Origin of the sequence: Fusobacterium sp. IOR10 (genome assembly GCF_010367435.1) — a bacterium.
Lineage (GTDB): Bacteria > Fusobacteriota > Fusobacteriia > Fusobacteriales > Fusobacteriaceae > Fusobacterium_B.
Genome location: NZ_WJWY01000017.1, coordinates 20,740 through 44,499, shown reverse-complemented (window position 1 = coordinate 44,499; position 23,760 = coordinate 20,740). Strand labels below are relative to the sequence as shown.

General features: G+C 27.5%; 22 protein-coding genes and 1 riboswitch. Of the genes, 9 read left to right on the top strand and 13 right to left on the bottom strand.

Translation table 11 applies throughout. The annotated features are described in order from the left end of the window. Positions 1–169: 169 nt before the first annotated feature. Genes GIL12_RS06265 through GIL12_RS06230 form a run of 8 tightly spaced genes read right to left on the bottom strand, consistent with a single transcriptional unit; the run spans position 170 to position 8,634 of the window. The gene (locus GIL12_RS06265; RefSeq protein ID WP_163469645.1) at positions 170–940 is read right to left on the bottom strand and encodes a hypothetical protein; all 771 of its coding nucleotides are present in this window, start codon (positions 938–940) and stop codon (positions 170–172) included. 9 nt (positions 941–949) lie between these two features. Next, positions 950–1,783 (bottom strand): MBL fold metallo-hydrolase, encoded by an 834-nt coding sequence (locus tag GIL12_RS06260; protein ID WP_239056071.1) that lies wholly within the window; start codon positions 1,781–1,783, stop codon positions 950–952. Positions 1,784–1,793: 10 nt separating this feature from the next. Beyond that, positions 1,794–2,288, bottom strand: coding sequence for a hypothetical protein (locus GIL12_RS06255; protein ID WP_163469644.1), 495 nt, complete (start codon positions 2,286–2,288; stop codon positions 1,794–1,796). A 20-nt stretch (positions 2,289–2,308) separates the two neighbouring features. Further along, positions 2,309–3,355 (bottom strand): class II fructose-bisphosphatase, encoded by a 1,047-nt coding sequence (gene glpX, locus GIL12_RS06250; protein ID WP_163469643.1) that lies wholly within the window; start codon positions 3,353–3,355, stop codon positions 2,309–2,311. Positions 3,356–3,375: 20 nt separating this feature from the next. Further along, positions 3,376–3,651, bottom strand: coding sequence for a septum formation initiator family protein (locus GIL12_RS06245; protein ID WP_163469642.1), 276 nt, complete (start codon positions 3,649–3,651; stop codon positions 3,376–3,378). Between the two features lie 21 nt (positions 3,652–3,672). Continuing rightward, entirely contained in the window at positions 3,673–4,185 is a 513-nt protein-coding gene (gene def / locus GIL12_RS06240; protein ID WP_163469641.1) for a peptide deformylase, read from the bottom strand. A 16-nt stretch (positions 4,186–4,201) separates the two neighbouring features. Further along, the gene (gene priA, locus GIL12_RS06235) at positions 4,202–6,517 is read right to left on the bottom strand and encodes a primosomal protein N' (protein ID WP_163469640.1); all 2,316 of its coding nucleotides are present in this window, start codon (positions 6,515–6,517) and stop codon (positions 4,202–4,204) included. Continuing rightward, a complete protein-coding gene (locus GIL12_RS06230) occupies positions 6,514–8,634 on the bottom strand; it encodes a penicillin-binding transpeptidase domain-containing protein (protein ID WP_163469639.1) in 2,121 nt (706 codons plus the stop codon). Before GIL12_RS06230 ends, priA begins: the two co-directional genes overlap by 4 nt. Before the next feature lie 142 nt (positions 8,635–8,776). On the opposite strand from GIL12_RS06230, the gene GIL12_RS06225 reads away from it, so the two are divergent. Further along, positions 8,777–9,235 carry a hypothetical protein gene (locus GIL12_RS06225; RefSeq protein ID WP_163469638.1) on the top strand — a complete coding sequence of 153 codons (459 nt, stop codon included), beginning with the start codon at positions 8,777–8,779 and terminating at the stop codon, positions 9,233–9,235. A 26-nt stretch (positions 9,236–9,261) separates the two neighbouring features. On the opposite strand, the gene GIL12_RS06220 is transcribed toward GIL12_RS06225, so the two are convergent. Genes GIL12_RS06220 through GIL12_RS06210 form a run of 3 tightly spaced genes read right to left on the bottom strand, consistent with a single transcriptional unit; the run spans position 9,262 to position 13,894 of the window. Further along, a complete protein-coding gene (locus tag GIL12_RS06220) occupies positions 9,262–11,550 on the bottom strand; it encodes a patatin-like phospholipase family protein (protein ID WP_163469637.1) in 2,289 nt (762 codons plus the stop codon). Next, the gene (gene aroA, locus GIL12_RS06215) at positions 11,543–12,838 is read right to left on the bottom strand and encodes a 3-phosphoshikimate 1-carboxyvinyltransferase (RefSeq protein WP_163469636.1); all 1,296 of its coding nucleotides are present in this window, start codon (positions 12,836–12,838) and stop codon (positions 11,543–11,545) included. The genes GIL12_RS06220 and aroA overlap by 8 nt, the downstream gene beginning before the upstream one ends. Positions 12,839–12,898: 60 nt before the next feature. Continuing rightward, complete coding sequence (locus GIL12_RS06210; protein WP_163469635.1) at positions 12,899–13,894, bottom strand: CCA tRNA nucleotidyltransferase; 996 nt, start codon at positions 13,892–13,894, stop codon at positions 12,899–12,901. Positions 13,895–13,981: 87 nt separating this feature from the next. Here GIL12_RS06210 and GIL12_RS06205 point away from each other — a divergent pair, with 87 nt between their 5' ends. The 4 genes from GIL12_RS06205 to GIL12_RS06190 are packed head-to-tail and all read left to right on the top strand — an operon-like array spanning position 13,982 to position 16,255. Beyond that, complete coding sequence (locus GIL12_RS06205) at positions 13,982–14,695, top strand: NAD-dependent protein deacylase (protein WP_163469634.1); 714 nt, start codon at positions 13,982–13,984, stop codon at positions 14,693–14,695. A 37-nt stretch (positions 14,696–14,732) separates the two neighbouring features. Then, complete coding sequence (locus tag GIL12_RS06200) at positions 14,733–15,116, top strand: VOC family protein (RefSeq protein WP_163469633.1); 384 nt, start codon at positions 14,733–14,735, stop codon at positions 15,114–15,116. 19 nt (positions 15,117–15,135) lie between these two features. Then, positions 15,136–15,951 carry an aldo/keto reductase gene (locus GIL12_RS06195; RefSeq protein ID WP_163469632.1) on the top strand — a complete coding sequence of 272 codons (816 nt, stop codon included), beginning with the start codon at positions 15,136–15,138 and terminating at the stop codon, positions 15,949–15,951. A 22-nt stretch (positions 15,952–15,973) separates the two neighbouring features. Next, positions 15,974–16,255: a putative quinol monooxygenase gene (locus tag GIL12_RS06190; RefSeq protein ID WP_163469631.1), complete on the top strand. Its 282-nt coding sequence runs from the start codon at positions 15,974–15,976 to the stop codon at positions 16,253–16,255. A 78-nt stretch (positions 16,256–16,333) separates the two neighbouring features. Here GIL12_RS06190 and GIL12_RS06185 read toward each other — a convergent pair whose 3' ends face one another. Next, positions 16,334–17,722, bottom strand: a complete 1,389-nt coding sequence (locus tag GIL12_RS06185; RefSeq protein ID WP_163469630.1) for a carbon starvation protein A — start codon at positions 17,720–17,722, stop codon at positions 16,334–16,336. Positions 17,723–17,935: 213 nt separating this feature from the next. Here GIL12_RS06185 and GIL12_RS06180 point away from each other — a divergent pair, with 213 nt between their 5' ends. From GIL12_RS06180 to GIL12_RS06165, 4 genes are all read left to right on the top strand, one after another. Next, positions 17,936–19,600 (top strand): LytS/YhcK type 5TM receptor domain-containing protein, encoded by a 1,665-nt coding sequence (locus tag GIL12_RS06180; RefSeq protein ID WP_163469629.1) that lies wholly within the window; start codon positions 17,936–17,938, stop codon positions 19,598–19,600. A 13-nt stretch (positions 19,601–19,613) separates the two neighbouring features. Then, positions 19,614–20,339: a LytTR family DNA-binding domain-containing protein gene (locus tag GIL12_RS06175; RefSeq protein WP_163469628.1), complete on the top strand. Its 726-nt coding sequence runs from the start codon at positions 19,614–19,616 to the stop codon at positions 20,337–20,339. A 115-nt stretch (positions 20,340–20,454) separates the two neighbouring features. Continuing rightward, positions 20,455–20,664, top strand: coding sequence for a hypothetical protein (locus GIL12_RS06170; protein WP_163469627.1), 210 nt, complete (start codon positions 20,455–20,457; stop codon positions 20,662–20,664). Positions 20,665–20,668: 4 nt separating this feature from the next. After that, positions 20,669–20,765: riboswitch (purine riboswitch) on the top strand. Between the two features lie 127 nt (positions 20,766–20,892). Next, positions 20,893–22,281, top strand: coding sequence for a uracil-xanthine permease family protein (locus GIL12_RS06165; protein ID WP_163469626.1), 1,389 nt, complete (start codon positions 20,893–20,895; stop codon positions 22,279–22,281). A gap of 38 nt (positions 22,282–22,319) precedes the next feature. Here GIL12_RS06165 and GIL12_RS06160 read toward each other — a convergent pair whose 3' ends face one another. Further along, positions 22,320–23,714 (bottom strand): MATE family efflux transporter, encoded by a 1,395-nt coding sequence (locus tag GIL12_RS06160; RefSeq protein ID WP_163469625.1) that lies wholly within the window; start codon positions 23,712–23,714, stop codon positions 22,320–22,322. Positions 23,715–23,760: the final 46 nt, after the last annotated feature.

The following is a 23,760-nucleotide window of genomic DNA, read 5'->3' as shown; positions in this document are numbered from 1 at the left end:
TCAAAAATATATAAGTGAAAATTTAAGATTAGGAGTGGGATATAATTTTTCTAAGTTTGATGATGACTTAAGAAGAGATGATTATGACTCTCAAGGATGGTTTATAAATATAGTAGGTGTATTTTAAAAAGAAAAATCCTTCAGAAATATTTCTGAAGGATTTTTGTATTTATGATAGAGAAAATAAACGAGGTTGACTAGTTGCCTTGGCTCTAGAATTATTTATAATGTTGTAAATATATTTATCTAAACTTTCATCATTACAAATTTTATAAAGATCTTTTTCAAAATCTATTTCCTCTTCAAGTTTGTCATCATTTTCCATATAAGTTTTTATTCTTGTTTTAATTAAAGCTCGAAACATTGAATTTATTTCCTCTTCAGTATAAGTTCCTTGCTTTAATCCTTTGTAAATAAGTTTTATTTCTTTTCTCAGTTCTTTTTTAGCTCTAAGAACAAGCTCTAAATATTTTCCATTTTTAATATAACCATACTTTTCTAAAAAATATTCTTCAATACAAATAACTCCCACAGTGAAAATATATTTAGCTCCATTTAGATTATTTAGAGTATTAAAAAATTCATTTTTTCTTAGGGTATCTTTATTATAATAAAGCATATTATGAATCATATCCTCTAAAATGTTTTTCAAAATAATTTCCAAATTAAAATTATCCTCATTGTATTTTTCCAAATGTTCACTAATATAGTTTTTCATTTTATGAGTTTCTCTTTTGTCATTTTTACCTTTAAATATTAGAGATATCTTTTGGATGTTAAATTGATTACCACTATTAATGTTTTCATCTAAATCTTTTAAAACTATAGGTATAATTTTTCCAATTCTATAGGTTAAAATTTTAGAGATATCATCTAAATCAAAATCAGTTATATTAATTTTAGGAATGGTAATATTATATTTTTCAAATGCATTTTTCATATTTTCCCTCTAATCAAATATAAGTTTATTTCCTGTGTTATTAGAAATATAATTTAAATTTTGTTTTTTTAATTCATTTATAAAATTTGCTCCAGTACAATGGGATGTACCTAAAAATTTAATATTATTTTCTTTAAAATAATCAATGGTTTTATTTATTCTATCTAAATTAGCTCTAGATAAATGAAGACCTCCAACTATTCCGTAAATATTTTTATGAGTTTTTTCTTTGATTTTTTCCACAATGTTTCCTATTCCTATATGGGAGCATCCGCAAACAATTAAATATCCCTTTGAAGTATCAATACCTATTGCAACTTCATCTTCCATTTTATCTACAATATTTTCATTGTTATTTTTTAAAATATATCTTTCATTATCAGGCTCAAAATTTGTAACATTTTTAAAGTTTGTAAATAATGTTGTTTTTTCAGAAAGTTTTAAGGTATCCTCTTTCATTTCCACAACATTTATATTATTTTCTATTAAATATTCTTTATTGAAATTATTACCAATAAAGGTTTCAACATTATTTTCAAGTTTATATTTTTCTTTGAAAAAATTAGGGTTAATATATAGATTAAAATCTTTATTAACTGTTTCAATTAATGATTTTAATCCTCCAGTATGATCAAAATGACTGTGACTAAGAACCACAGTTTTTAGATCCTTTAAATTAACATTTAATTTTTCTGCATTTTTTAAGAAAAGACCAGTTTGTCCAGTATCCAAAAGAAGTTGAATTTCTCCATCATCTATGTATAATGATAATCCAAACTCATTATCTAAATTAGAATTTATTTTTTTCTCATTTTCTATAATGATAGTTATTGTTATACTCATAGTCACTCCCTTATCTTTCTTTAATTACAAAAGATTTTCCTAATTTTGATTTTAGTAAATTTAAAAATTTCACTTTTTTAGTCATCATTAATGGGATTATAATTTGTTTTTTATCCTTTGTAATAATATCTAAAACTGTTTGCAATCTATTTCTTTTACCTAGAGATTGCTCTTTTAAAGTACAAGATTTTATATTTGAAAAGGATACATTTATTCCTTTGCTAATTAGGGAATTTTTATTAAAATCCAATATTATATGATAACTAAAATACATTTTAATATGTCTAAATCCTATAAATAATAGGACTATTCCAAAAATCATATTTTTTGTAGATGGTGTTTCACTTAAAGTAGAAATATATAATTCTATTAAACCTATAATAAAAAATGGTATTCCAGTTCCTAGCCAAATTAAGGTTTTGTTTGCTTCAAGAAAAAATCTTTCTCTTCCTTGAGCTTCAATATTTCCATCAATTTTTTTTATTAGTTCCTCATAAAATAACATAGAATACCCTCCTAAAATTTTTATTTTATAATCGCTTGTAAATGTTCATCTTTAAATTCAATGTTATGTATAGAGTTGATATATCTTATAGTTTTACTGCTTCCTCTAACTAATAAAGTTTGAGTTCTAGCAATATTTCCTTTTCTTTTTACACCAGTTAATAAATCTCCATCAGTAATTCCAGTTCCAGAGAAAACAATTTTATCAGTACTTACAAGTTCTTCTAAAATTAATTTTTTATTAACTTCAACTCCAGCTTCAGTACATCTTCTAAGTTCATCTTCAGATATTTTATCATTCTTGTCATCAGAACCTTTAACGTCGCTTCTTAGGATAAGTTTAGCTTGCATGTCTCCACCTAAAGCTCTTATAACAGCAGCTGATACTACACCTTCAGGAGCTCCTCCTATACCATACATCATATCAACATCAGAATCAACCATACAAGTTAAAATTGAAGTTGCCACGTCTCCATCAGGGAAAACATACATTTTAGCCCCTAAATCTCTGATTCTTTCTATAATTTTTTTGTGTCTAGGTTTTTCCAAAACAGCTATCATTAAATCTTCTATATTTTTTCCAAGAGCCTTTGCTACGTTTCTAATATTATTTTCTAGAGAGTCATCAATATCAATACACCCCTTTGCATCAGGTCCAACAACTATTTTTTCCATGTACATATCTGGAGCTTTTAGGAAATGTCCCTTTTGAGCTGCAGCAAGTACTGCAACAGCATTTGGTTGTCCAAGAGCAGTCATTCTAGTTCCTTCAATAGGGTCAACAGCAATATCAACTGGTTCTAAGTCAACATCTCTAAATTCTTCTATTTTTTTTGAATTATATTTTAAACCTACTTTTTCACCAATGTATAGCATAGGAGCTTCATCAATTTCCCCTTCACCTATAACTATTTCCCCATCGATTTTCAATCTGTTTAAAACATTTCTCATAGCTTGGACAGCTGCATCATCAGCTAAATTTTTATCCCCTCTTCCAACCCATTTTTGAGCGGCTAAAGCTGCTGCTTCTGTTACTCTAGCAAAATCTAGTGCTAATTCTCTCTTCATTAATCTATATCCTCCTTGAATTATTTAATAACCTTGTATATTTGTTCTCCTGGTTTAACCATTTTAAGCTGATTCCTAGCTATTTCTTCTTTATAATATTCTATTTTCAATTTTTTAATATCATCATTACATGTATTTATAGAGTCTAAAAGTTCTCTTTTTTCTTTTTTTAAACAGGCTAAACTTTTATTTAACTTTTGTATTTTTATGTAACTTCTATGTATTTTAGGAATAAAACTTGAATTTACACCGCAAAATATTAATATAATTAAAATTTTAGTATAATTATTTTTCATAGATTATCATCCCTTGTGCATTTATTTTTTAGTGCTGTTTTTAACTCTAGCTTTCTTCATAAGTTGTAATTTTTTAGATATCATTCTTCTAGATATTGGAGAGATTCTTTCAATAAAGAGAACACCATTTAAATGATCATTTTCATGTTGGAAAGCCTTTGCTAAAAATCCTTCCATTTCCTCTTCCACAATCTCTTTATTTTCATTTAAGTATCTAACTTTTATTCTATTGGCTCTTTTAACTTTTTTATAAATTCCAGGTACACTTAAACATCCTTCATCAGATTCATTACAGTCATCAGACATTTCAATGATTTCAGGATTAATAACCTTTCTAGGGCCGTTACCAATATCAATTACAAATAATTGTTTATTAACTCCAATTTGAGGTGCAGCAAGTCCAACACCACTTGTATCATACATTGTTTCTAGCATATCATCTAATAATTTTTTTGTTTCATCATCAACGTCTACAACTAATTGATTTAAATCAATTAAGCATGGATCTCCATAAGTTCTAATTTCGTATATCACTTTTAACACTCCTTTGTTATATAAGATTTATAGGGTCAACATCCACAATTATTCTACAGTCTTTACTATCAAAGGCCTTTAGAATAACCTTTAGTTCACATTTAAAATGTGTAATATCTTCTTTCTTTCCTTTAACGAAAATATTTTGTCGATACCTATCTTTAACTTTATAAACTAAACTTTTATTGGGACCATAAATTTCCACATAGTCTCTTTTAATTTTATTATATAATTTTTTTGATATGATATCTAAATTTTTTTCATCCTTAGAGGATATTCCAATATTTATAATTTTTGAAAATGGTGGGTATTCTAGAAGTTCTCTACTTTCAATCTCTTCATTATAAAATCCCTCATAATCATTATTTTTTATTTTGTCCATAACATAGTTTTCAGGCTGATAAGTTTGAATAACAACCTTACCCTTTTTACTTCCTCTACCAGCTCTTCCAGAAACTTGTGTTATTAATTGATAGGTTTTTTCAGTGGCCCTAAAATCAGGAAAACTTAAAATAACATCAGAATTAATTACTCCAACTAGGGTAACATTGGGAAAATGTAGCCCTTTAGCAATCATCTGCGTACCTATCATTATATCATATTTTTTATCTAAAAAATCAAAATAAGTTTTTTTATAGAAATTTTTTTCTTTGGAACTTTCAGAATCTACCCTTATCATAGGCACAGAAAAATATTCTTTTAATTTTTCTTCAACTTGTTCAGTACCCTTTCCACCAAAATTTAAATTTTTACTTCCACAATTACTGCAAACTCCACTAAATGTTTTTTCCCTTCCGCAATAATTGCATTTTAATTTATTAGTACTATTATAGTAACTTAATTTAATAGAACAGTGTTCACATTCTTCCACATGGCCACATTCTTTACATTGAATCATAGTGGAATATCCCTTTCTATTTAAAAGGATGATCACTTGTTCCCCTCGTATCAATGTATCTTTTATATTTTTTAGTAGTTTTTTACTAAAGAAATTATCCTCTTCTTCCTTCATATCAACAATTTCAATTTCAGGAAGGGTTGCGTTATTATATCTTTTTTCCAAAGTTATAAGTTTAAAATTTTTAATTTTAGAATAAAAATAATTTTCAATAGATGGAGTAGCAGAACCTAGGATAACCTTGCATTTTTCAATGTATCCTCTTCTTAGGGCAACTAACTTAGCGTTGTATCTAGGGTTTGTATCTTGTTTATAACTAGCTTCGTGCTCCTCATCAATTATTATATATTTTAAATTTTTAACAGGGGCAAAGATTGCAGATCTAACTCCTAAAACAATTCTCTTATCTCCCTTATTTATAGATAGCCATTCCTCTTCCCTTTCCTTATCACTTAATTTACTGTGTAAAATAGCAACTTCTTGGTTAAATTCCCTTTGAAATCTACTAACCATTTGAGGGGTTAAAGAAATTTCAGGAACTAAGAAAATACTTCCATAATTTTCAAGTAGGGCTTCTCTAACTAATTTTATATATATTTCAGTTTTTCCACTTCCTGTTATTCCTTTGATTAAATAATATAAATCTTTAGAATTGGAAATTTCTTCAATAGCCTTTTTTTGTTCATCATTTAAAACAACATCTTCAATAGTATCTTTCTTTTCTATATTGCTTACACTATTTTCCCTTGTTTTTATTAATTTTAAAAGTTCTATGGTTTTTTCTTTAACAGCTTGCTCAATTTCTTTTTTAGAGAACTTACCTTCCAAATGTTTCTTTGAAATTTTTAGTTTATCAGAAAAATAAACCTTAAGCCTATTATAAATAATTTTTTCTTCATCATTTAAAATTAAATTATTTTCATTTATTTTAAAATCAAAATAAATTTTTTTTTCAGGATTAACTACTAACACATTTTTTTCTATAAATAGATTAACTTCATTATTTTTAAAATATTTTCTCAAAGTAGCCTTAGTAACAATTTCCTTTTTTTTAAAATATTTTAAAATATTATTTTCAATGGAAATAAGGTTACAATGCTCAACTAATCTATAAAATTCATAATATTGAATTTTAATATTACCAGGAAGAGCAGCTAGAAAAACCTGCTGAAAAGTACATAAGTAATAGTCTTTAATCCATAAAAGTAGTTCAATATATTTTTCATCAAAGGAAATTTCATTTTCCAATTTTCTTTTAATAGGGAGAACCTTAAAGGGAAATTTATCTTTAATATCCTCTTTAATAATTATAGCTCCCCTTTCTTTATTTCTAAAGTTAACAGCAACTCTATCACCAATTTTAAAAGTTTCATCTTCATCAACATAGGTAAAAAAATCATTGGTACCGTCTACATATAAATTATAGTATTTCACTTTTTACCCCCTAATATTAAATGGATGGTCTTAGTATCTTTTAAGTTAGTTCCCTCTTTAGGATAAAAGTCCTCAATTAATCCAGTTCCTTTAATATCAAAATCAATGTCTTTACTTTCAAATAGAATAATTGCTTCCCTTGCTGTAAGACCTTTTAAATTAGGCATAGAAACAATATCAATTTTTTTGTGTTCAATTAAACTTGGAAAGTTTGTTTTGTTGATTTTTATTTTTTCAATTTGGTTAGACAAAATTTCCTTCTTCATGGTTATTCTTTTAACTACCTCTTTAAATACAGGAGCAGCAACAATACCACCATATTTCTTTTCAACCTCAGGTTTGTAAAAGGTTATAAAGGCAACATATTCAGGCTTATTTGCAGGGAAAACTCCAACAAAGGAAGTTAAAAAATCCTTCTTAATATATCCAGATTTACCTCCACTTATTTGAGCAGTTCCAGTTTTTCCACCAATTCTATATCCATTTAATTTAGCATGTTTTCCTCCACCATTATTAACAACATTTTCTAATAATTCTCTCATATAAGTTGAAGTTTCTTCACTTATAGGATGCCCTATAACTTTAGGAAGGTTTCTTCTAATAACAATGCCATCTTCATCAACAATTTTTTTAACTAAAAAAGGTCTATACAAAGTACCACCATTAACAATTGCTGAAAAGGCAGTGACCATTTGAACAGGGGTTACTGCAACACCTTGTCCAAAGGCAATTGTATTTTTCTTAAGCCCATCCCATTTATAACTAGGAGTGGTATAAGGTTTTTTTTCAAAGGGGAAATCAACGTTGGTTTTATTATAAAGACCATAATTGATTAAATACTCTTCCATTTTTTCATTTGAAAATAGATCACTAATCATTACCATGGCTACGTTACTAGATTTAGCTAGAATTTCTTTTAAAGTTAAAACTCCCTTTGTGCTTCTACTAGCCTCTTTAATAGTGTGATTATATTTAGTTATTTTTCCATCTTTAATGTCAAACTTACTTTTTTTATTTATAAATCCATCATTTAGAGCAGCAGACATAACTATTGGTTTAAATATTGACCCTGGTTCAAGTTGATTTTGAAACACACCATTTCTTAGAACCTTCATATTTTTTCTTAAATTAGAAAGGGCTAAAATTTCTCCATTGTTTGGATTTATTATAATAGCATAGGCCTCTTCTGATTTTGTTTCTTTAAATTTTTTTCTCATTTCATCATTTAGAATGTATTGAATATCATTGTCAATGGTTAAAAATAAGCTTTTACCATCTAAGTTAATATTCATTTCCTCTTTGGCCATTGGTAAAATCAGTTTTCTATTTTTGGCAAAGATACTTTTTTTAATAATTTTCTTTTCATTTAAATAGCTGTTATAATATTTTTCCAAACCAAAAACTCCAATATATTTCCCACTTTTATTGGAATATCCAAGCCTACCAATTGTTTCTTGGTAATTATTAATATTATAATATTTTCTCACACTGTTTTCTTTTATGAAAATTTCATTTCTATAAATTTTATATTTTTTTAAAATTTTATCCAATTTAATTTTTTCATTTTCATTTAGACCTTTGGTTATATTTTTGTATCTTCTTCCATTTTTTCCATCCTTTAAAACTGTTTTCATAAAATAGTTATAATTTTTATTAATTTTAAAAGTTTCGAAAATTTCACCAATTGCTTTTTTAGAAGGTGGATTAGAAATCACTCTTTTTGGATCTAAATAAAGATTGTAGGTTTTTAAACTGTAGGCCAATTCAGTTCCATTTCTATCTAATATTTTTCCTCTTTTACCTTTTAACTCATAATATCCCTCTATTTGTTCATTAACAACTTTTCTATATTTATCAACATCAATTATTTGAATTTTAATTAATCTTAAGCCTAAGATTAAAATAAAAAAAAGAATAATATCAGTACTAGCTAGGGTTTTTAATTTAAAATTGTCAGTTGTTTTAATTTTCTTCCACTTATGGAAAAGCCATAGAAAATATATGAAAAATACAAGGGCACTTACAGCAAAAAAGCTATTTTTAAAATGTAAAGCTATAAAAAATAACAAAGCATTTATAATAAGTAATGGTATTTTTAAAATTCTTTTTTTAGTCAATTTATTATTCTCCTTTTAGTTTTCATATATATTATATCAAATTTTAGCTATATTGAAAGATTTTTTATTAAATTTTTATTAAAAACTACACTAGCATATTTTTTTCAAATATTATATAATAAGTTGTATTGAAGGAGGGAACATGAAAAAATTAACACTTTTTATTATGATTCTAATGGGGACGCTAAGTTATTCTAAAGAGTTATTTAAAGTTATTGATACAGACTATGTATTGGAAAACTATTATAAATCCAAAAGTTACAATAATAGTATAAAAAAAGATTATAATAATTTATCAAAAAAATATAAAATAGATGTTTTTAATTTAGATTATAAAAAGATAAAGGATTCAGAATTAAAAAAAGAAATAATTAAATTAAGGAAAAATCAAAGGGAATATATAGACGAAATCAATGAAGATTTAGTAACTGCTATTTATATTAACTTTCCAAATGATACAGTTTTTCCAGTTGAAGCAATATTAACAGGGAAAACAATAAATATATCTGATAAAATATTGGATTTTTTAAATGATATGTATACTCCAGTGGTTCAATTAAAAAGGAAAGATAATCACTTAAATGATTATGTTGCAAATTAAAAAAAGAGGAAATTTCCTCTTTTTTTTTAATCTATAATATATCCAAGACTTAATTGGTATATAAATTCTTTTCTTTCATCATTGTGAGAAATTGAAAGGCTAATAGGCCCAACAGGGGACAAATAACCTAAACTAACTCCAAATCCTTGAAGATAGTCATCCCACAGTTCATTTACATTCTCTGAACTTTCAGATGAATAGTTATATTCTTTAAAAGTGGTGATATTGTATTCTCCAGTAAGATATAAATTTGAAATAAGTTCATATTGTATTCCTAATTTAAATAAAACTAAATCTTCCAAAAGTTTTTCTTGAGGAGCAAAACCTGCAAAGGAGAATTCTTTTTTATTTACATTGCTGAAATTTCCTCCAAGTTTTAAATATTCGTCAATTGGAATATTTGTTCCCTCAATTTTAGATATTGAAAGGGAAGATAAAATTGAAATCTTTTTAGTTACTGGAATAAAATTATCCATATTTAAAGTACTACCAAAAAATTCTGAAGAAGTTTTTTCAAAGGCCCCGCCCCAAAAATAGTTAGCAGTACCAATGAATCCTTTTTTAGGATAATAAATAGCATCTGCTTTATCCCAAAGAAATTTCAAATATCCTTGACCATAATTTTTTACATTTGAATTAAGTGTATCATCATAATCGTAACTACCTACACTTGTGGATAGTTTTTTATTTTTCATGGAAATTCCATAGGAAACTAAAATCTCATTTTTTAAATGTGTATTAACATTCATATCAAAATTAATAGTACTGTTTTTAAATGTAGCTTCCCTTTGATTGTTGTTATATAGAAATAAAGGGGACTCATCATAACTTAATCCAACACTAAGTCCAAATTTATTATTAAGACCATAGTAAAATAAGTTTCTAATTCCTACACCTAAATAGTCTCCTCCCTTTAAATAAATATTTGAATTAGATCCAAATTTACCAAAGGATTTTAAATCAGTGGCTATTTTCAACTGTGTATAGTAATTACTTCTATAATTAAAGGCAATACCAAGTGTGTTACTGGGACTTTCTTCAATATATAAATTAAGAGTATTTTTATCCATAGAATAAAATACCTTATCAACAAAGTCAAGACCATAGAGTCTCATTGACAATCTATTTAAATCTGAAGTATTAATATCCCTATCCTTATATGCTAATAAAATGTTATTAATGATAGCTGTTTTATAAGGATTGGTAATTCCGTGTATATAGGATTTTTTAACTACTATAGAATTAGTTTTAATTACAACTTTTTCTTTTGTTTTCTTAGGAAGAAGATTTAAAGCTTCAAGTTTTTTTTCAGTAGCTTCAATTCCAAGTTCTTCAATTTTTTTAGCCTCTTTATAGTCAATACTAGAATAATTTTCAAGATTTGGCTCTATTAAAATAGTGGCTAATTTTTTTTGAAAATCTGTACTAGCAGCACTTTGAATAGATAATATCTGTTCTGCTGTAGTAACAATATTGTATTTATCTCTGTTTTTTTTGCTAATATAAGCTCCAACATTAACACCAATTATCTTAGTAGCTCCCATTTCAATAGCATTTTCCACAGGAAAATTTCTAGTAACAAGACTATCCACATAGTGATAGCCGTCAATATTAACAGAAGGAAATATTGATGGAATAGCTGTACTAGCTAAAACTACCTTTGCTAAATCTCCCTTTTTAAAGGCTGTGGTATTTCCTGTATCTAAATTTGTAGCAACTATTCTAATTGGAATAGGTAGTTTATCAAAATCTGTAATATTGTTAACTCTTTTAAATATTTTCTTTAACTGAAGATAGTTTTTTTGACTATTTTTTAAACTTTTAGGAAAAGAAAAATTAAAATCTGAATCATATTTTAAAGAAAAAGCATATTTATTATTAGCTAGTCTTTCCTCTAGGGGAATGTCAGTTCTATTTGGATTGTCCTTGTTAAAGGAATCGTTCCAATCAAAGTTCAATAGGTAATTTTCAATTTCATCAGGGGTATAGCCTATTGAGTACATGGAACCAATAATAGCTCCAATACTAGAACCAACTATGTAATCAATTTTAATATTATTTTTTTCTAAAACCTTTAAAGCTCCTATATGTGCAAAACCTTTAGCTCCCCCACCACTTAAAACTAAAGCTATCTTAGCATTGGTTTTAACATTTTTTATTTCTTTTGTTTTTTTCAATATTTTTATTTTATTATTTAATAATTTTATTTGCTTTTCAAGTTTTAGTATTTCAACATCTTCCTTAGACAGTTGTTCACTGGCAAAGGAAGACCCAAAGGAGAACAAGCAAATACAAATAATAAAAAATTTATTCATTTACTCCTCCAGTATATAAATTTTCAAATACCTTAAAAAATGCAGGGAATGTTTTGTTAACACAAGTTGCATTTGTTATGATAATATCAGGAATTCTTAGTCCTGCAAGGGTGAAACTCATAGCTATTCTATGATCGTTATAAGTTTCAATAGAGCATCCTGTATAATTTTTAGTCTCCTTTGGAATTATTTTTAAACCATCTTTAAATTCAGTGGCACTACCGTTTATATTTTTAATTTCAGTTCTTATTGAGAATAATCTATCAGATTCTTTAATTCTAAGATTAGCTACATTATAGATTTCTGATGGAGTATTTGCAAAAAGAGCAACAGTGGCAAGGGTTGGAACTAAATCAGGTGTTGAATTTAAATCCAAAGAGAACCCAGGATAAGCTTCACAACCTTTAACAGTTACAGAATTATCATCCCTGTCAATTACTTCTAATCCAATGTCTTGCAATATATTTAAAATTCTAGAATCCCCTTGTATACTATCTTCAAAAAAATTATTTAATTTTATTGTACTGTTAGTAATAAGAGCAGCAGCTAGGAAGTAAGAAGCAGAAGACATATCCCCTTCTATAACATAGCCCTTAACATTGTTATATTTACCTTTTTTTATAAAATATCCATTTTCAGTTTTTTCAACATGAGCTCCAAAATCTTCAATCATATTTATTGTTGTATCCACATAGGATTTTGAAATAATTTTATTTGTAGTGATAATTTCAGTGTCATGATTATAGCAAGTAGCTGCAAGTAATATAGCAGAAAGGTATTGACTACTATTAGCTCCAGAAACTTTTACAACACTTTTTTTAGTTTTAGTTGAAATAATTCTTAAAGGAGGAAACCCAGATGCTTTAAGATATTCAATTTTTATTCCAAGATCTCTTAAACTATCTGCAAGTTCTTGTATAGGTCTTAAATTCATTCTAGAAGAACCTTCTAAAACCACTTCTCCAGTACCAGTTGCAATATAGGCTAATAAAAACCTCATAACAGTACCAGCATTTCCTACATATAGAGTTTTCTTTCCAAATTCTCTTTTTTTGTTACCGATTATTTTTATGAAACGTTTATCATCAGAAATCATAATTTTATTTCCTAATTTAATTAAGCACTCGATCATATGTAGAGTATCATCACTAAAAAGTGGGTTTTTTAAGATTACTGGATTTTCAGAAAGAGAGGCTAATATTAAAGCTCTACTAGTTATAGATTTAGAACCTGGTATATCAACTTCAGCAGAAAAATTATAATTTGGTTTTACTAAATATTCCTTCATTTTTTATTCAACTCCTCTGTATTATTTTGCTTCACATTATATTATATCATTTTTTGGTGTTTAGTTAAAGGTAGACTTACAAAAATCTTTTAAAGTTAGTAAAAATTTGATATTTTTCTTGGAAAGATTGAAGTATTTTAAAACTTCTTGGATTTTTTCATTATCATTTTCCATAAAAAATAGAAATAATAGGATTTTTTCCTTTTCTATCTGTTTAATATTTCTACAAAAAAAAGTATTTTTTAAGTTAAAAATATTATTAAAAGTTTTTAAAATATTTTCATAGGTATTTATTTCAATACTTTTTGTATTAAAACATGAAAAGACCCTGTATTTAATTATATTTAAAATTATATTTTCTAGGTTTTCTTCTTCAAAAAGATGAAATAGTTCGTTTTTAAACCTATCAGATGAAATATTGAGAATAAGATTTTTTGAAATAGCATCCTTTAAAAGAAATTCTGTTCTAGATTCTAAAGTATAGTTATATCTACTTAAAAATTTAATAGCTCTTAAAATTCTAGTGGGATCTTCAAAAAAACTTTTTTCATGTAAAATTTTAATTTTCTTCTCTGAAATATCACATAGTCCCTTAGCATAATCAATTAATGACAGTTCATTATCTAGTTTAATGTAAAGGGAATTAATGGTGAAATCTCTTCTACAATAATCCTTTTCTAGTATTGATCTTTCAACAATAGGCAAAGCTCCAGAGAAAGGATAGGTTTCAGTTCTAGGAGCAGCAATGTCAATGTTAATATTATTTGTTAGAAGAATATTAAAAGTTAGAAATTTTTCATTGAATCTAGAATATTTAACTTCAAATAAATTACATATGGATTCTCCTAATTTGTAAATATCCCCTGTATAAACAATATCAATGTCACAGGTATCTTGTTCTATAATTATATCCCTAACAATTCCTCCAACTAAAAAAATATTTTTATTTTCTTCTAGTGAAATGGTGTATAATATATCTAAAGTGTGCAGAATATTTTTAGATAAAAAACTTTCAAGATTCTTATTAAACTTTTTTAATTTATTTGTTATTTTCATAATGGGACCACCTAAATAAAATTTATACTTAAATTATATCATTTTTAATTAAATCTTGAAAGTAAAGATAAAAAGGAGGGAAATATTATGGACAGTATTGATAGTTTAGTAAAGATAGTTGAAGAAAGTAAATACATAGTTTTCTTCGGTGGAGCAGGAACCTCAACAGATTCAGGAATAAAAGATTTCAGAGGTAAAGAGGGTCTATACAAAACTTTATATAAAGGTTATAAACCAGAAGAAATTTTGAGCATTGATTTTTTTAACTGTCACAGGGAAATTTTTAGTGAATATGTTAAGGAAAAAATGTCTATAGAAAATATAAAACCAAACAAGGGGCATTACGCTCTATTGGAACTTGAAAAAATGGGAAAATTAAAGGCAATTATTACCCAAAACATTGATAATTTACATCAAGAGTCAGGAAGCAAAAATGTTATAGAATTACATGGAACACTTAAAGATTGGTATTGTTTAAAATGTGGAAAGAGAGATACTAAAGAGTTTAAATGTGAATGTGGAGGAGTTGTGAGACCAAAAGTAACTCTTTACGGGGAAATGTTAGATGAAACTGTAACATACAGAGCTATTGGGGAAATAGAAAAGGCAGATACCCTAATAGTATCAGGAACTAGCTTAACAGTTTATCCTGCTGCAAATTATATAACTTATTTTAAAGGTAAAAATTTAGTTATAATAAATGAGGATTTTACTGGTTATGATGCCCATGCAACACTTGCAATAAAAGGTAATTTTTCAGAAGTTTTAGATAAACTAGTAAAAAAATTAAAAAAAAATTAAATTTAAAAAATAGCAATTAAAACTTTTAGGAGGATATATGAAATATAAATTAGAACATGCTTGTATAAGGGTGATGGATCTTGAAAAGTCACTTGAATTTTACAAAGGAGCTTTAGAGCTAAAAGAAACAAGAAGGAAAGATTTTCCAAAATGGAAATTTACATTGGTATATTTAACAGATGCAGATGAAAATTTTGAGATAGAATTAACATATAATTACAGTCCTGAAAAACCATATGAAATGGGAAATGGATTTAGTCATTTTGCTTTAGTGGTAAAGGATTTGGAAAAATCCTATGATGTACATAAAAAATCAGGATATGAGGTAACAGATCTTAAGGGACTTCCAGGGGAACAACCTAGCTATTACTTTATTACAGATCCAGATGGATATAAAATTGAAATAATTAGAGCTAAATAATTTAATGTGGAGGTAGATTATGGAAAAGGTAACTTTAAACAATGGTGTTCAAATTCCTATTATTGGACTTGGAACATATAGAGCAAAGGACAAAGATGTATATAACGCTGTAAAAATAGCTTTAAGATCAGGATATAGACATATTGATACTGCTATGATCTATGAAAATGAATTGGAAATTGGAAGGGCAATTAAAGATAGTGGAATTCCAAGGGAAACACTTTTTATAACATCTAAATTATGGAACTCAGACCAAGGTTATGAAAGTACAAAAAAAGCATTTGAAGAATCATTGAAAAAATTAGGAACAGATTATCTTGATATGTATTTAATACATTGGTTCAAGGGTGAAAAAAAAGCTGCTGATTCATGGAGAGCAATGGAAGAGTTATATGAAGCTGGGAAAATAAAAGCAATAGGAGTTTCAAACTTTACTGAAACTCACATTAAAACACTTTTAAAAACAGCTAGGATAAACCCTGTAGTAAATCAAGTTGAAATTCATGTGGGACTTCCCCAATATAATTTACAAAAATATTGTGATTCAAAGAATATAAAATTAGAAGCCTATGCTCCTATGCAATCAGGGGGAATATTTTCCAATGAAGATATGAAAAAAATTGCCATTAAACATAATAAAACAGTGGCTAATATAGGATTAAAATTTTTAGTTCATAGGGGAATTATTGTTCTTCCAAAATCTGTAACAGAAGAAAGAATAATATCTAATAAAGATATTTTTGATTTTTCATTGGATGATGAAGATTTGAAACTTTTAAAAAAACAATGTAATGGAATGAGGTTATTTCCTGATCCAGATAATTGTTCATTTTAATTTAATAAAAATAGGGGGAAATATGATAGTAGTAGTTGCAAAAAACGTTGTAAAAAATAATAAGGTGGAAGAATTTAAAAGTCTAGCAAAGGAGCTTATAGGACATACATTAAAAGAAAATGGATGTATAGAATACTGTGCATATGAGGATTCTAAAAATAAGAATATTCTAACATTTATTGAAAAATGGGAAAATATGGAAGTTTTAAAAGCACATTTTGAAACAGCTCATTTTAAAAGAATTGTACCTCAAATTGATGGAATAACAAAAGATGGAGATATTAATATATATAATAAGATCTAAAAATATTAAAGCATAAAAGAAAAGAGACAATTCCTATATTTTATAGGAATTGTCTCTTTTTAATTTCTATTAATTATTTTACACTTTATATTTTTTAATTTTAGAAAGGAATAAAGTTATAGAAACAACTGCAAGTATTAAACCAGAGCAGTTACCAACTATTTCAGGTAATCTAAATCCTTCAGGGGCAATTAAAATATAAGAAGTAACTACAACTGTCATGAAAGTAGCAGGTATTGCTGCAATCCAGTAATTCTTATGTTCACCTGCAAGATAAGTAGCTCCAGCCCAAAGAGCAATAGTAGCAAGAGTTTGGTTAGACCAAGCAAAATATCTCCAAATAATTGTAAAGTCCATGAAACAAAGACCAATACCAATTGCAAATAAAGGAAGAGCTATTAAAAATCTATTTTTAATAGGACCTTGTTTAAAGTGAATAGCATCAGCTATTGCAAGTCTAGCACTTCTAAAAGCAGTATCTCCTGAAGTAATAGGACAAGCTACAACACCTAATATTGCTAAAATTCCTCCAAATTTACCAAGCATAGAATTTGATATAACATTAACAACAACAGCAGGGGAACCAGCCTTTGCAAGTCCTTCAGTTCCACCAAAGAAACTCATAGCAGCAGCAGCCCATATAAGAGCAATAACACCCTCTGCAATCATAGAACCATAAAATACTTTTCTACCTTCTTTTTGATTCTTTAAACATCTAGCCATAAGTGGTGATTGAGTTGCATGGAATCCAGAAATTGCTCCACATGCAATTGTTATAAATAGGTAAGGGAAAACTGAAGTTCCTTTAGGATGCATATTTGTAAAAGAAATTTCAGGGATATTATATCCATTTACTATTAATGATACTCCAATTCCAACACCCATAATAAGAAGACAAGCTCCAAATAAAGGATAAATTCTACCAATTAATTTATCAACAGGAAGAACAGTTGCAAGAATATAATAAACAATAATGATACTAACCCAAACTAAAGATTTTACACCAGTCATATTAGCTAAAATACCAGCAGGTCCTTTAACAAAAACAACTCCAACCAATACTAGTAAAACCACTGAGAAAACTCTCATAATATTTCTAGGTACTTCTCCTAAATATTTACCAACAATTTCTGCTATAGTTGCTCCGTCGTTTTTAACAGATAACATTCCAGATAGGTAATCGTGTACACCACCAGCAAAAATACATCCAAATACAATCCATAAAAAAGCAACTGGTCCCCAAAGTGCTCCAAGAATAGCACCAAAAATAGGTCCAAGTCCAGCAATATTTAAGAATTGGATTAAGAATACTTTTTTCCAATCCATTTCAATATAATCTACCCCATCTGCAAGTTTAACTGCTGGAGTCGGTACATTTTCATCAATACCAAAAATTCTTTCTACAACTTTACCATAAGTCATGTAACCAATAACCAAAGCGATTAAAGCTACTATAAAACTAATCATACAAAACCTCCCTAAAAATTTATTAAAATTATTAATACGATAGTATTATAGAATACTTTAGAGATTAATTGTTGTAAAATGATGTGAAATGTATTTTATTGGTTCTAAAATGCAAAAAATAAGTGTGAATAACTTATGTTCAAATTAATATAATTTACCTTAGAAGAAATATATGTTAAAATATTTAAAAGATAAATTTAAAAAGGAGAAGGAATGTTTAATTTAGGTAGGGCGTTGGTAAACAATTTAGGATATATAATAGTTATCTCATTTTTTTTTGCAAGATTTACAAAGTCTAGATCTTTGTTTTCAAAGGAAAAATACAAAAAAAAAGAGATAATATTTTTGTCTTTATTTTTTGGATGTCTGGCAATATTAGGGACTTATTCAGGGGTAGATTATAAAGGTGCCATTGCCAACACAAGAAACATAGGAGTAATAGTTGGAGGTATATTAATTTCTCCAACAGTTGGGATAATTTCAGGGATAATAGCAGGGACCCATAGATATTTTATAAATGCAGGGGAGGTTACAAGTTTAGCTTGTACAATTTCTACTATTTTTGGAGGCTTTCTTTCAGCTTATATATATAAGTACAAAAACGAAAAGAATATATATTTTTATGGATTTTTAAATGGATTTATAGTTGAAAATTTAAGTATGTTTCTTATTTTGGTTTTAGCAAAGGACCAGGCAGTTGCAAAGGAAATAGTTGAAAAAATATATTTTCCAATGATATTATCCAACTCCCTAGGAATTCCAATAGTGATTTATATTATAAAAAATATTATAGATGAAAGGGAGTCATTAGCAGGGAAACAAGCAATGTTGTCCTTGGAAATAGCTAATAAAACCTTGCCGTATTTTATGAAGGGAAACAACTTAAATGAGGTTTGTAAAATAATTATGGAGAGCCTAGGAGCAAAGACGGTTATTTTATCTAATAAAAAAGAAATAATATCAAGCTATTGTTATAATGATTCCTATAGAATAGAACATTCAGAAATAAAAAGTGATGTTGTAAAGAAGGTTATGGAAAGTGATAGACTTTTTATTTCCAATAGAATTTTCAATAAAAATGAATTTCTATGTGTTAATGGAGATGTTAAATCTTGTATAATAGCTCCTCTTCATAGGGGAAAAAAGGTTTCAGGTACTATAAAAATTTATTTTGATAAGTTTGAAGGGATTACAGAAAGTAATAGGTTATTGGTGCTAGGTCTTTCTCAACTTATTTCAACTCAGCTAGAACTATCTAAAATAGAAAAACTAGAAGCCATGGCAAAGGATGCAAATTTAAAAATGTTACAAACTCAAATAAATCCGCATTTTTTATTCAATGCTTTAAATACAATTTCTTCCTTTGTTAGAATGAATCCTGAAAGAGCTAGAAAAATAATTTTAGATCTTTCTGTATTTTTGAGATTTAATTTAGATGAGTTAAATACAGAGGTTACTGTTATAAAGGAATTAGAACAAGTTAAGGCATATGTAAATATTGAAAAGGCAAGATTTGGAAATAAGATAAATATTGAGTATAATATAGATAAAGCTTCCTTTAATTTAAAAATTCCTAGTTTAATAATACAGCCTCTAGTGGAAAATAGCATAAAACATGGAATCCTGAAAAATCCCCAAGGGGGAACAGTTATAATTGAAATAAATTTCTTTGACAAAAAGTTATTAAATATAAAGATAAAGGATGATGGAGTTGGAATTGATGAGGATGTTGTAAAGAAAATAAATGATGATAAACAAGGGAAGGGTATAGGACTTAAAAATGTTCATAATAGACTGAAATTAATTTACGGAAAAGGTCTTGAAATAAAGAAATTAAATCAAGGAACTGAAATATCCTTTCAAATAAAATGTGAATAAATAAGGAGAAAAAATGTTGAATTATATAATAGTTGAAGATGAAATGCCAGCTAGGGAAGAATTAAAATATTTCTTGAAAAAATGGGAAGAACTAAGCTTAAAAAAGGAATTTGATAATCCATTGGAGGCCTTAAAATATTTTCAAAATAAAAATGAAGTGGATGTTATATTTTTAGATATAAATATGCCAAGTATTGATGGGGTTAGTTTAGCTAAATTATTAATTAAGTTAAAAAGTGATATAAAAATTATTTTTATAACAGCATATAAAGAGCATGCTATAGATGCTTTTGAAATAAAAGCCTTTGATTATATATTAAAACCCTATTCAGAGGAAAGAATTGATAAGGTTATATTGGATCTACTTTGGGAGAAAAAGGAAAAGCTAGGAAACAATAATTTTACAGTGAAAAAAATAGCTGTACATGACGGGGATAAATTAAAAATTATTTTTCTAAATGAAATTTACTTTATTGAAGTTTTAGATAAGGAATGTATAATTCATACAGAGGAAAAATCCTATGTTTCCAAATTAAAATTATCAAAATTTGAGGAAATTTTACCTGGGGATAAGTTTTATAGATGTCATAGATCATATATAGTGAATTTAAACAAAATAGTGGAAATTGATGCGTGGTTCAATGGTAGCTATTATATAAAGCTAGAAATATTAGACGATAAGATACCAATTAGTAGGGGAAATATGAAAAAATTAAAAGAAATATTTGTAATAAAATAAAAAATTTTTATTCCAAAGTTGATTTTTTTTGAAAATATGATATACTAATTTAAAAAGATTTTAAGTTCAACAAAAAATAATTAAAGTTTTATTTAAATGTGTTTGGAGGTTAGATATGGCTGGAGCGAAAGGGAGAAGTGGAAGAAAAAGTCAAGGAAAGATAAAGAAGATGTTTGGATACAGGTATACTGAGGAAGAATATGCTTATTTAAATGACATACTATTTAAAGCTAGGTTCACCTATAAGACAACATCTAGATCTATTTTGGAAATATTTAAATATTATGATGAAGAAATGAGCAAAAAAAGAATTGACAAAATATAAAATTTTTAGTAGAATTATTTCAACTTATATATGCTTGTAATTGGACAAGCGTTTCTACGACTAACCGTAAATTAGTTACTATAAGTGGATTCTATTTTATATATTTAAAAATTTATCCAAAATACTTAAGGTGTAGGGATTATTTTTATTAGAATATAATTGTCCTCTTAAAGTAATTAGTTTTGTGTTAGCAATAAAACTTTAATTATTTTTAGGAGGACTTTTTGTATGAGAAACTATTCACCCTATGAGCTGGATGGAAAACCGAGATTATTAGACGCAATACCATTAGGATTACAACATGTACTTGCAATGTTTGTAAGTAACATAACTCCAGTTATTATTGTTCTTGGAGTTTTAAATGTTCCCTTGGAAACAAAAACATCTCTTATTCAAGCTTGTATGTTTGTTGCTGGAATAAATACTTTAATTCAAAATTATACACTAGGACCATTTGGATCTAAGCTACCTGTGGTTATGGGTTCTAACTTTGCTTTTGTTCCTGTATGTATATCTGTTGGATTGAAATATGGGTTAGAGGGAGTTTTAGGAGCTGTCCTTGTGGGAGGATTATTTGAAATAGTTGTTGGAATATTTATTAAAAGAATTAGAAAATATTTCCCACCAATTGTAACAGGGGTAGTTGTTCTATCAATAGGTCTTTCTTTAATACCTATTGGAATAAATTCCTTTGCAGGAGGATTTGGAGCAAGTGATTTTGGAAGTTACTCAAACTTATTTATAGGAGCTTTAGTTTTAATATTGGTAATAGTATTTAAACAGTTTGGGAAAGGTATGTGGTCCACAGCATCTATATTTGTAGCTACAGTTGTAGGTTATGGAGCAGCTTTATTTTTAGGGAAAGTCGATTTATCAGGTGTTGCTCAAGCAGGATTAGTAAATATTCCTAAACCCTTTGTTTATGGAATGAGCTTCCATATAGACGCTATTTTAGCTATGGTAGTTATGTTCATAGTTTCTGCAGTTGAGACTATGGGAGACATGTCAGGAATCACAATGGGTGGAGCAGACAGAGAGTTAACAGATAGAGAATTATCAGGTGGAATTATGGGAGATGGATTAGGATGTGTAATAGCTTCTTGCTTTTCTGTTTTACCAACTACTTCCTTCAGCCAAAATGTTGGAATTATAGCTATGACTAAAATCATGAGTAGATTTGTGGTTGTAGTGGGATCTTTAATATTAATGTGTGGAGCTTTTTTCCCTAAATTAGGAGTAATATTAGTGGCTATTCCTCAAAGTGTCATTGGTGGAAGTTTAGTTATGATATTTGCAATGATATTTATAAGTGGAGTTGAGCTAATTACAAAGGAACCTTTAGGAAATAAAAATTCTACAATATTAGCAGCTTCATTGGGAGTAGGTTTTGGTTTAGGAGCTGTCCCAGAAGCAATTCAATTTCTTCCAGAGGGTATCAAACTTCTATTTGGAGGATCTGGAATAGCAGTTTCAGCTGGAATAGCAGTTATTTTAAATATTGTATTACCAGATGATAAACCTCAAACTTCTAAGGTTAGAGATGCTAAGGAATTTGAACCTAAAGAAAAAAAATCTAAAAATTTACAAGGAGTTGTTGTAAATTCTCAAGTTAAATAACAGAAGTATAATTATAAAAAAAGGGCTTATATGAATTTTCATATAAGTCCTTTTTTTTGTTCAATTTCTAAATTTTTAATTTTAACATATTCTCTTCTAAGGAAATACATTGTGATGCTTAAAGCTAATATGTCAGCTGTTGGAGCAGAAAAGAATATTCCTTCTATTCCAAATATCATAGGAAGAAAAATAATCAAAGGTAATAAAAATAGGAATTGTCTAGTAATAGCTATAAATAAACCAATTTTTCCTCTTCCAATTGCACTGAAGAAATTACCTGCAAAAATTTGAATAAAGTTAGCAAAGGTAAAAAACATAAATATCTTAAAGAACTTTTCAGCAAAAAGAAAATATTCTTCAGTACCTGTTCCAAAGATGGAAATAATTTCCCTTGGAAAGGTTTGAAATAGTATAAAGGCAGTTATTGAAACCACTGAATCACATTTAAGTGCTAGCTTAATAGTTTTAATAACCCTATCATATTGCTTAGAACCAATGTTATAGCCTAGAATAGGTTGTGCCCCTTGGGATATACCAATTATAATATACAAGAATAGTATATTTATTTTTAAAATAATTCCTACACAAGCAAGGGGAATTTCAGCTCCATATATGGAACGGGACCCATAATAGGTAAGAACGTTATTCATGGTTATTTGCACAAGCATAAGTCCAAGTTGATTAGCTGACTGGGACATTCCCAATAAAAAAATATGTCTAATTATATTTAATTTAGGGAATATAAATGAAGCTAATGTTATTTTGAAACTTTTAAATCTTTTTGTTAAATAAAAAAGTGCTAAACATGCAGATAAGAACTGCCCTATAATAGTGGCCAAGGCTGCTCCAGCCATTCCTAAATCAAATCCAAAAATGAAAATAGGGTCCAATATAATATTTGTAATGGCTCCAGTTAAGGTTATTCCCATGGCAAATTTAGGACTTCCATCAGCTCTAACCCAGAAAGTAATAGCTGAAAAAAATATTAGAAATGGAATTCCCAAAGCTGTTATTTTAGTATAAGTCATAGCATAGGGGAGAATATCCTTTGTTGCACCAAAAATTAATAAGATTTTCTCTATGTTCAAGAGTAGAAATATGGTAAATGAAATAGAAAAAAAGATATTTAAGAACAATCCATTTCCAATAATTTCCTTTGTCTTTTGTGTGTTCTTTTCCCCAAGGGCAATACTAAAGCAAGCTGAAGTACCTATTCCTGTAAGTAAAACAATAGAGGTGCAAATACTAATAATAGGAAAGGTTATATTAGTTGCAGCATTTCCTAAAAACCCAACGCTATGCCCAATAAATATTTGGTCAGCTATGTTGTAAATTGCTGTTGTTATTAAAGCTATTATAGCAGGGATGGAAAATTTTAATAAAAGCATGGATATTTTGTTTTTTCCCAAAATGTTCTCTGTGTTTGAATCCAAAATTATACCTCCTAAAGGTGATCTCTACTTTTAAGTTTAGCTAATT

What these genes read in the sequence shown, in the direction of transcription:
- GIL12_RS06265 (WP_163469645.1), bottom strand. Translation starts at nt 940, where the DNA reads ATGAAAAATGCATTTGAAAAATATAATATTACCATTCCTAAAATTAAT.
- GIL12_RS06260 (WP_239056071.1), bottom strand. Translation starts at nt 1,783, where the DNA reads ATGAGTATAACAATAACTATCATTATAGAAAATGAGAAAAAAATAAAT.
- GIL12_RS06255 (WP_163469644.1), bottom strand. Translation starts at nt 2,288, where the DNA reads ATGTTATTTTATGAGGAACTAATAAAAAAAATTGATGGAAATATTGAA.
- glpX (WP_163469643.1), bottom strand. Translation starts at nt 3,355, where the DNA reads ATGAAGAGAGAATTAGCACTAGATTTTGCTAGAGTAACAGAAGCAGCA.
- GIL12_RS06245 (WP_163469642.1), bottom strand. Translation starts at nt 3,651, where the DNA reads ATGAAAAATAATTATACTAAAATTTTAATTATATTAATATTTTGCGGT.
- GIL12_RS06225 (WP_163469638.1), top strand. Translation starts at nt 8,777, where the DNA reads ATGAAAAAATTAACACTTTTTATTATGATTCTAATGGGGACGCTAAGT.
- GIL12_RS06220 (WP_163469637.1), bottom strand. Translation starts at nt 11,550, where the DNA reads ATGAATAAATTTTTTATTATTTGTATTTGCTTGTTCTCCTTTGGGTCT.
- aroA (WP_163469636.1), bottom strand. Translation starts at nt 12,838, where the DNA reads ATGAAGGAATATTTAGTAAAACCAAATTATAATTTTTCTGCTGAAGTT.
- GIL12_RS06210 (WP_163469635.1), bottom strand. Translation starts at nt 13,894, where the DNA reads ATGAAAATAACAAATAAATTAAAAAAGTTTAATAAGAATCTTGAAAGT.
- GIL12_RS06205 (WP_163469634.1), top strand. Translation starts at nt 13,982, where the DNA reads ATGGACAGTATTGATAGTTTAGTAAAGATAGTTGAAGAAAGTAAATAC.
- GIL12_RS06200 (WP_163469633.1), top strand. Translation starts at nt 14,733, where the DNA reads ATGAAATATAAATTAGAACATGCTTGTATAAGGGTGATGGATCTTGAA.
- GIL12_RS06195 (WP_163469632.1), top strand. Translation starts at nt 15,136, where the DNA reads ATGGAAAAGGTAACTTTAAACAATGGTGTTCAAATTCCTATTATTGGA.
- GIL12_RS06190 (WP_163469631.1), top strand. Translation starts at nt 15,974, where the DNA reads ATGATAGTAGTAGTTGCAAAAAACGTTGTAAAAAATAATAAGGTGGAA.
- GIL12_RS06185 (WP_163469630.1), bottom strand. Translation starts at nt 17,722, where the DNA reads ATGATTAGTTTTATAGTAGCTTTAATCGCTTTGGTTATTGGTTACATG.
- GIL12_RS06180 (WP_163469629.1), top strand. Translation starts at nt 17,936, where the DNA reads ATGTTTAATTTAGGTAGGGCGTTGGTAAACAATTTAGGATATATAATA.
- GIL12_RS06175 (WP_163469628.1), top strand. Translation starts at nt 19,614, where the DNA reads ATGTTGAATTATATAATAGTTGAAGATGAAATGCCAGCTAGGGAAGAA.
- GIL12_RS06170 (WP_163469627.1), top strand. Translation starts at nt 20,455, where the DNA reads ATGGCTGGAGCGAAAGGGAGAAGTGGAAGAAAAAGTCAAGGAAAGATA.
- GIL12_RS06165 (WP_163469626.1), top strand. Translation starts at nt 20,893, where the DNA reads ATGAGAAACTATTCACCCTATGAGCTGGATGGAAAACCGAGATTATTA.